Origin of the sequence: Streptomyces sp. NPDC101118 (genome assembly GCF_044759445.1) — a bacterium.
Lineage (GTDB): Bacteria > Actinomycetota > Actinomycetes > Streptomycetales > Streptomycetaceae > Streptomyces.
Genome location: NZ_JBIVZG010000029.1, coordinates 64100 through 71014, shown reverse-complemented (window position 1 = coordinate 71014; position 6915 = coordinate 64100). Strand labels below are relative to the sequence as shown.

General features: G+C 70.3%; 8 protein-coding genes. 1 reads left to right on the top strand and 7 read right to left on the bottom strand.

The annotated features are described in order from the left end of the window. Positions 1-117 precede the first annotated feature (117 nt). The 7 genes from ACIQUQ_RS32515 to ACIQUQ_RS32485 form a co-directional block, all read right to left on the bottom strand. Positions 118-993: a ParB/RepB/Spo0J family partition protein gene (locus ACIQUQ_RS32515; protein ID WP_403983254.1), complete on the bottom strand. Its 876-nt coding sequence runs from the start codon at positions 991-993 to the stop codon at positions 118-120. Continuing rightward, positions 990-2222, bottom strand: coding sequence for a ParA family protein (locus ACIQUQ_RS32510; protein ID WP_403983252.1), 1233 nt, complete (start codon positions 2220-2222; stop codon positions 990-992). Before ACIQUQ_RS32510 ends, ACIQUQ_RS32515 begins: the two co-directional genes overlap by 4 nt. Positions 2223-2389: 167 nt before the next feature. Then, a complete protein-coding gene (locus ACIQUQ_RS32505; protein WP_403983250.1) occupies positions 2390-2728 on the bottom strand; it encodes a DoxX family protein in 339 nt (112 codons plus the stop codon). A 270-nt stretch (positions 2729-2998) separates the two neighbouring features. After that, positions 2999-3199 carry a hypothetical protein gene (locus ACIQUQ_RS32500; RefSeq protein WP_403983248.1) on the bottom strand — a complete coding sequence of 67 codons (201 nt, stop codon included), beginning with the start codon at positions 3197-3199 and terminating at the stop codon, positions 2999-3001. A gap of 142 nt (positions 3200-3341) precedes the next feature. Beyond that, positions 3342-4160 carry an ABC transporter permease gene (locus ACIQUQ_RS32495; protein WP_403983245.1) on the bottom strand — a complete coding sequence of 273 codons (819 nt, stop codon included), beginning with the start codon at positions 4158-4160 and terminating at the stop codon, positions 3342-3344. After that, positions 4157-5119: an ATP-binding cassette domain-containing protein gene (locus ACIQUQ_RS32490; protein WP_403983243.1), complete on the bottom strand. Its 963-nt coding sequence runs from the start codon at positions 5117-5119 to the stop codon at positions 4157-4159. Before ACIQUQ_RS32490 ends, ACIQUQ_RS32495 begins: the two co-directional genes overlap by 4 nt. 41 nt (positions 5120-5160) lie before the next feature. After that, the gene (locus tag ACIQUQ_RS32485) at positions 5161-5826 is read right to left on the bottom strand and encodes a DUF4097 family beta strand repeat-containing protein (RefSeq protein WP_403983241.1); all 666 of its coding nucleotides are present in this window, start codon (positions 5824-5826) and stop codon (positions 5161-5163) included. Positions 5827-6048: 222 nt separating this feature from the next. Here ACIQUQ_RS32485 and ACIQUQ_RS32480 point away from each other — a divergent pair, with 222 nt between their 5' ends. Beyond that, positions 6049-6807, top strand: a complete 759-nt coding sequence (locus ACIQUQ_RS32480) for a helix-turn-helix domain-containing protein (protein WP_403983239.1) — start codon at positions 6049-6051, stop codon at positions 6805-6807. The last annotated feature ends 108 nt before the right edge of the window (positions 6808-6915 follow it).

Sequence of the window (6915 nt, the reverse complement as noted above, 5' to 3'; positions counted from 1 at the left end):
TGTTTTTGTGGTTTTGGTGGCCAACATAAACAATTTATTTTGCACCCACTTCTTAACCCAACTGGCACCGGGGGGGGGGGTTTAACCCCGTTTCCGGGGTAAACCCCCCCCACGTGCTCAGGAGAGGCGGGCCGAGAGGAGTTCGGCGACCTTGGCCAGGTCCGAAGGGGCGAGGGTCGTGGTGAGGGCTTCGACGATGGCCTCCGGGGTGGGGGTGGGGGTGGGGAGGGTGAGGGCGGTGGGGGAAGGAGTTGGCGCGGTGGGGCGGGTTCGCTGGCGCGGGGGATTAACGGCGTTAACGGTCTCCGCTGCCGCTGCCGCTTGTTCCTCCTGGGGGAGGCGGCCGATGCGGCGGGCCGGTTCCACCTTCAGTTCGCCCGTCTCGACCTTCTCCTGGAGGGGCGGGGTGAGGTTGAGGAGGGCCAGGCGCTGGGAGACCCACGCCGGCGTCTTGCCCAGACGCTTGGCGACCTTGGCCTGGGAGCCGTGGACGTCGACCAGTTCCTGGAGGGCGCGGGCCTGGTCCATCGGGGCCACGTCGACGCGGTGGACGTTCGCGATGAGGGCGGATTCGAGGATGTCCGCGGCGCTGGTCGCGAGGGAGTCGTTCACGTGGATGTGCATGCTCGTCAGGCCGGCGAGCTGGGCGGCCGCCAGGCGCCGGTTGCCGTCGATGACGACGTACGGGGCACGGCCGAGGCCTTCGAGCTGACCCGGGTGCGCTTCCATGAACGCCATGCGGGTCGCGACGGCGAGGGGCTGGAGCTGGCCCCGTACGCGGAGGGACTCCGCCATCTCCTCGATCTCGGTGAGTTCCTCGCGGAGGTTGAAGGGGTTGTGCGTCAGGGCCTCGATGGGAACCTCGGAGGGCGGGATGACGCCGGAGGTGGGGGCGCCGGTCGCCTCCGCGATGGCCGCGCGGCGGGAGCTGACGTTCACCGGCTGGGCCCGGGCGAAGGAGGCCGAGGCGCCGAGCTTGTCTGCCTTGCTCATGAGATCTCCCGGGCGAGGGCGCGGAGTACGACGGCCTGGTCGCCCTTGGGCGCGTACACGAAGAGGGGCTGCTTCACGCGGACCGCTTCGCGCTGCTCCTTGAGGTCCGGGACGATGGCGACGACGCGCGGATCCTTTATGTCCATCCAGGCCTGGAGGGAGCTGGTGGCGATGAAGCCGCGGCGGCCGTCGTAGAGGTTCACGACCAGGCCGAGGTAGTCGATGTCGAGGCTCAGGTCGTCGCGCAGGTCGTTGATCTGGGAGGTGAGGAGGTCGTACGCGTCGGCGGACGAGTCCTCGGCCTGTACGACGATCAGCGCGCCGGAGGCGCCGGGCTGCTCGGCAGGGCGGCGGCGGCCGTAGTAGATGGCCGCGTCCATGCTCAGGCCGAGGCTGGGCGGGCAGTCGATGAGGATGACGTCGTACTCCGACTCCAGGGGGGCGAGGGCGCGTTCGAGGGCGGCCTCGCGGGCCCGGACGGTGGAGAGGCGGACGTCCAGGAGGAAGGCGTCGGTGCAGGAGGGGAGGAGGTGCAGGCGGTCGCCGAAGCGCTCGTCCTCGATGGAGACGACCAGGTCCTGGAGCGGGCCCGATGCCTCGCCGGCCATGTGGCGGGTCAGGCTGTCGCCGCCGATGGGGAGCGGGTCGTGGCCGAGCTGCTTGGTGAGGTGGCCCTGGGGGTCGAAGTCGACGAGCAGGACGCGCAGTCCGAGGCCGGGCAGGTCCTCGCGGTCGACGGCCGGGTCGTCCTCGTTCTGGAGGGCGAGCTGGCGGGCGATGCGGACCGGGTGGAGCGTGTTGGGGTCCTCGGCGAGTGCCTCGCCGGTGCCGGCGGTGATGGCGGTCTTGCCCACACCGCCCTTCTGGTTGCACACGACGATGCGGCGCACGACGGACGGGCGCTGGACGCTGGGGGCCGGGTTCTTCTCCAGCCAGAGCTGGACCGACTGGGCGAGGCCCTGGATGAGGGAGACGCCGCGGTGCTTGGCGTCGGCGCGGAAGGCGTCCCACTGGCCGGCCGGGAGCCAGGTGGAGAACGACTCCGCCCCCGAGGTGTCGACCGGTGCGGGGGCGGAGGCCAGGGAGCTCCAGTCCGCGATGCCCTGGTGGACGGCGTCCTGGATGTCGACGCGGAGCTGGGCGGTGCGGATCTTCAACTCCTGGCGGAGCCAGGGGGTGAGCTTGGAGACGACCTTGTCGCGGTCGGGCGGGGACGAGGGCGAAGTCATGAGAGGGACTTTACTAACGTTCTGGCGTGCAGGGGGAGCTGACACGCCATTTTGCTAACGAAGTTCGAGGGCGGTGCGAGGTGGGGGTGTTAACGCCGTTAACGGTTCCGGGGGTTGGGGGTGGGGCGTTAACGGCGTTAACTAGTGGAATTTTGGATTCCGGTCGGTCACGCGAGGGCCAGCGTTGCGACCGCGGGGGCCATGTAGATCAGGGGAAAGGGGACGTGGGCGTACGAGCGGGCGCGGAGGACGGTGAGCGCGGCGCCCGTGAAGTACAGGACCAGGCCGATGGCGGCGGCGATGCCGAGGGCCGGTACGAGGAAGCCGGCCAGGAGGCCGAGCGAGCCGGCGGCCTTGGCCAGGCCGAGGGGGGTCCACCACGAGCGCGGGACGCCGTACTCGGCGAGGGGCTCGACGACCCAAGCGGCGCGCGAGAGCAGGGCGTAGGCCGAGAAGCCGGCCATCGCGGCGGCCAGGACGGTGACGACGGTGTGGGCGGTGGACATGGCGTTCTCCCTCGGGGGTGGGCTGCTGGTGCGGTGTCCTTCACTGCACTGACCCGGCGGGGGACGCGGATGTGACAGGTGCGGGGAACTTCTTTCCGGCTACGGGTGGAGGCGCTGGGGCGCGGCGCGCCGGCGGGCCGTGGAGGTCCCGGGGGAGGGGGCGCCGGTGCGCGTCGGGGTGCCGAGCGGCGACGGTGGGGGAGCGTTAACGGCGTTAATGGTCCGGTGCCTCGGGGCGGTGAGCGTTAACGCCGTTAATGGTCCTTCGGGTCAGCCCTCCTGGACGGGGGTGGTCGGCCGGGCGGTGCGGTGGGCGTCGGCGGCGTCGCCGGTGCGGGCCTCGGTGCGGTGGGCACGGGCCAGGTAGTCGCGGGCGACGAGTTCGACGGCGTCCTGGGGGTTGGTCGTACCGGACAGCAGCATCAGTTCGATCGCCAGATCGGCGTCGAGGGAGACGGTCACCTTGGCCATGGCTGCTCCTTCATCGGTGGGCTGGTGCGCAGCTTAGGTCGTGGGGCCGGGAACGCCGACGGGGCGGCGCACTCCGACCGGTGTCGGTGTACGCCGCCCTCGTGTGACGGATGGCGGGAGCCGGCCCGCGCGGTCATCGGGGTTACTTCGGGTCGCGGTTGAACGTGGCGGTCGACCAGAAGTAGCCGAGTACCGAGAGTCCCAGGCACCAGGCGACGGCGAGCCAGCCGTTGTGGCCGATCTCGGTGCCGAGGAGCAGGCCCCGCAGGGTTTCGATGGCGGGCGTGAAGGGCTGGTACTCGGCGATCGGCTGGAACCAGCCCGGCATCGAGTGGACCGGGGTGAAGGCGCTGGAGAGGAGCGGGAGCAGGATCAGCGGCATCGCGTTGTTGCTGGCGGCCTCGGCGTTGGGGCTGACCAGGCCCATGCCGACCGCGATCCAGGTGAGTGCGAGGGCGAAGAGTACGAGGAGTCCGAACGCGGCCAGCCACTCCAGGGCGGTGGCGTCGGTGGACCGGAAGCCGATGGCCACGCCGACCGCGCCCACGAGGACGACGCTGGCGACCGACTGCAGCACGCTGCCGACGACGTGTCCGACGAGCACCGAGGGGCGGTGGATCGCCATCGTGCGGAAGCGGGCGATGATGCCCTCGTTCATGTCGTTGGCGACGGACACGGCGGTACCGATCACGGTGCTGCCGATGGTCATCAGCAGCAGGCCCGGGATGACGTAGGCGATGTAGGCGGAGCGGTCCGCGGTGCCGCCGCCGATGCCCGCGCTCATCGCGTCGCCGAAGATGTAGACGAAGAGCAGCAGCAGCATGATCGGCGTGAGCAGCAGGTTGAGGGTGAGCGACGGATAGCGCCGGGCGTGCAGGAGGTTGCGGCGCAGCATCGTGGACGAGTCGCGCACGGCGAGGGAGAGCCGGGACGGGCGGGCGGGGGTCTGCACGGTGCTCATCGGGCGGTCTCCTTGGACTGGTGGGGGACGGTGGCGCTGTCGGTCAGGGCGAAGAACACGTCGTCGAGGTCGGGCGTGTGCACGGTCAGCTCGTCCGCCTCGACGCCGGCGGCGTCCAGCCGGTCGAGGACGGAGCGCAGTTCGCGCTGGGTGCCGTCGCTGGGGATCTGCAGGGACAGGGCCTCGTCGTCCCGCTGGACGTCGGACAGTGCGGAGGCGGCGTTCCGGTACGCGGCCGGGTCGGCGAAGCGGAGCCGGACGTGGCCGCCGGGGATCAGCCGCTTCAGTTCCTCGGCGGTGCCTTCGGCGACGATCCTGCCGCCGTTGAGCACGGCGATGCGGTCGGCGAGTTCGTCGGCCTCCTCCAGGTACTGGGTGGTGAGGAAGACGGTCACGCCATCGGACACGAGCTCGCGGATGATCTGCCACATGTTGTGGCGGGAGCGGGGGTCGAGCCCGGTGGTGGGCTCGTCGAGGAAGATGATCCGGGGGTTGCCGACCAGGGTCATGGCGATGTCGAGGCGGCGCTTCATGCCGCCGGAGTAGGTGGAGGCGGGCTTCTTCGCCGCCTCGGTGAGGTCGAAGCGCTCCAGCAGCTCGGCCGCGACCCGCCGTCCCTCGCTCCTGGACAGGTGGTGGAGGTCCGCCATGAGGAGCATGTTCTCCTCGCCGGTGATCAGGCCGTCGACGGCGGAGAACTGCCCGGTGACGCCGATCGCGGCGCGTACCGCCTGCGGGTGGGCGGTGAGGTCGTGGCCGCCGACGCGGATCTCGCCGGAGTCGGGGCCGGGGGAGATGAGGGTGGAGAGGATCTTGACTGCGGTGGTCTTGCCGGCGCCGTTGGGGCCGAGCAGGGAGAAGATCGTGCCTTCGGGGACGGTGAGGTCGACGCCGTCCAGCACGGCCTTGTCGCCGTAGGACTTGCGCAGCCCGTTCGCCGTGATGGCCGGGGTGGTCATGGGGTGTGCTCCTTCGAAGGCTGTCGGTCGGGGATCGAGGTTCAGAGGGTGCGGGCGGTGATGTCGCCGTACGAGGTGGTGGCCTGAATGTCGAGAGCGGGCGTGCCGTCGTTCTTGAGGGCGTTGCTGACGCGGCCGTAGCCGGTGCCGGCGTCGAGCGAGGCGGAGACGCCGCGGGCAGCCGTGACCGAGATGTCACCGGACTGGGTGCGGAGCACGACGGTGCCGCCCATGGCCTCGGCGATCCGGATGTCGCCGCGTGCGGTGCTGATCTGGGCGGGGCCGCCGAGCCGGCCGACTTCGACGTCGCCGTCGGTGGCGGTGAGACGGAGGCTCGCGGCCTCGTCGATCTTGATCTGGCGGTACGCGCCCTCGAAGGCCACGTCGCCCAGGCGCCCGACGCCGCGGAGCTCGGCGGCCGCCGTCTTCGCCTCGACGTGGGAGTCGGCGGGGAGCCGGACGGTGACCTCCAGGGATCCGGTGGGGCCGAAGAGCTTGTTCTCGGCGGCCGGGGCCGTGATCCGCAGGACGCCGTCGGAGAAGGTGACGGTGGTCTGCTCGGCGGCCTTCGTGTCGCGGCCCTTGGAGGGGTTGGCCGGCAGGACCTCGACGGTGGTCTCGGTGCGGTCCGCGGCGATGAACTGGATCCGCCCGGCGGGGATGTCGAGAACGGCGGAGATGGGGGCGGAGGTGGCGAACTTCTGCATCGTGCTTTCCTTCGGCTCGTTGTTTCTGATGACGGAAAGCTACGTTGCGTTCGAAGATTGCTCAACAGGCTCGTTGCGCATGATTCTTGTTTTAGCAGGTCAGAGTGAGGAAATCGTTGCAATGGTGATCCATTCAATGCAACAGTAAGGTGGAATGACGTTGCAATGGGATCGGAGTGAACGCTATAGTGGAGGTGCCAAGCAGAGACGAAGGAGATCGCAATGCCGGGAGGCAGGCTCACTCAGCAGGACCGCCAGCAGATCGCGCTGGGGCTGGCCGACGGCCTCGCCTACGCGGAGATCGCCAGGCGCCTCGACCGCCCGACCTCGACGATCACCCGTGAGGTCATGCGCAACGGCGGCCCCACCGGCTACCGCGCCGACCTCGCCCACCGCGCCACCGAGCGCCGCGCCCACCGGCGCAGGCAGGCCGTGCCCCGGAGCGGGGCGGAGGCGGCTCCGCAGGCCTACGGTCGCGACTCCGAGGCCGTGCGCGAGTACGAGGAGATGTTCACGACGCTGATGATGGCCCAGGGTCTGCCGAAGATGATGTCCCGCGTGCTGACCTGCCTCTACACCACCGACGAGGGCAGCCTCACCGCGTCGGAGCTCGTCCAGCGCCTCCAGGTCAGCCCGGCGTCCATCTCCAAGGCGGTCGCGTTCCTGGAGAGCCAGGGCCTCATCAGCAGGGAGCGCGACGAGCGGCGACGGGAGCGCTACTTCGTCGACGACGACGTCTGGTACCAGTCGATGCTCGCCAGCGCCCGGGGCAGCGCCCAGCTCGCCGACGCCGCGCGGCAGGGCGTCGGCGTTCTCGGCCCGGGCACCCCGGCCGCCATCCGCCTCGAGAACATCGCCCGCTTCGTCGACTTCGTCACCGAGAGCATCACCCGCGCCGCCGAGCAGGCCCGCGAGGTCCTCCACACCAAGCCCAGGACGCCCTCGGACGACGCTGCCGAACCGGGTGCGGACCGCGGCTAGCCGGCCCGGCGGTGTGGCACCGGTCGCCCGTGACCTGAGCGGCGGCACGGAAACGCACGAGGATTCGTCGAGACGTGACACAGGCTCACTTGAGGATCCGTCGAGCGG

Bases quoted from the DNA above. Each gene is read 5' to 3' on its own strand.
- ACIQUQ_RS32490 (WP_403983243.1), bottom strand. From the start codon at position 5,119: ATGACCACCCCGGCCATCACGGCGAACGGGCTGCGCAAGTCCTACGGC.
- ACIQUQ_RS32505 (WP_403983250.1), bottom strand. From the start codon at position 2,728: ATGTCCACCGCCCACACCGTCGTCACCGTCCTGGCCGCCGCGATGGCC.
- ACIQUQ_RS32510 (WP_403983252.1), bottom strand. From the start codon at position 2,222: ATGACTTCGCCCTCGTCCCCGCCCGACCGCGACAAGGTCGTCTCCAAG.
- ACIQUQ_RS32495 (WP_403983245.1), bottom strand. From the start codon at position 4,160: ATGAGCACCGTGCAGACCCCCGCCCGCCCGTCCCGGCTCTCCCTCGCC.
- ACIQUQ_RS32485 (WP_403983241.1), bottom strand. From the start codon at position 5,826: ATGCAGAAGTTCGCCACCTCCGCCCCCATCTCCGCCGTTCTCGACATC.
- ACIQUQ_RS32515 (WP_403983254.1), bottom strand. From the start codon at position 993: ATGAGCAAGGCAGACAAGCTCGGCGCCTCGGCCTCCTTCGCCCGGGCC.
- ACIQUQ_RS32500 (WP_403983248.1), bottom strand. From the start codon at position 3,199: ATGGCCAAGGTGACCGTCTCCCTCGACGCCGATCTGGCGATCGAACTG.
- ACIQUQ_RS32480 (WP_403983239.1), top strand. From the start codon at position 6,049: ATGCCGGGAGGCAGGCTCACTCAGCAGGACCGCCAGCAGATCGCGCTG.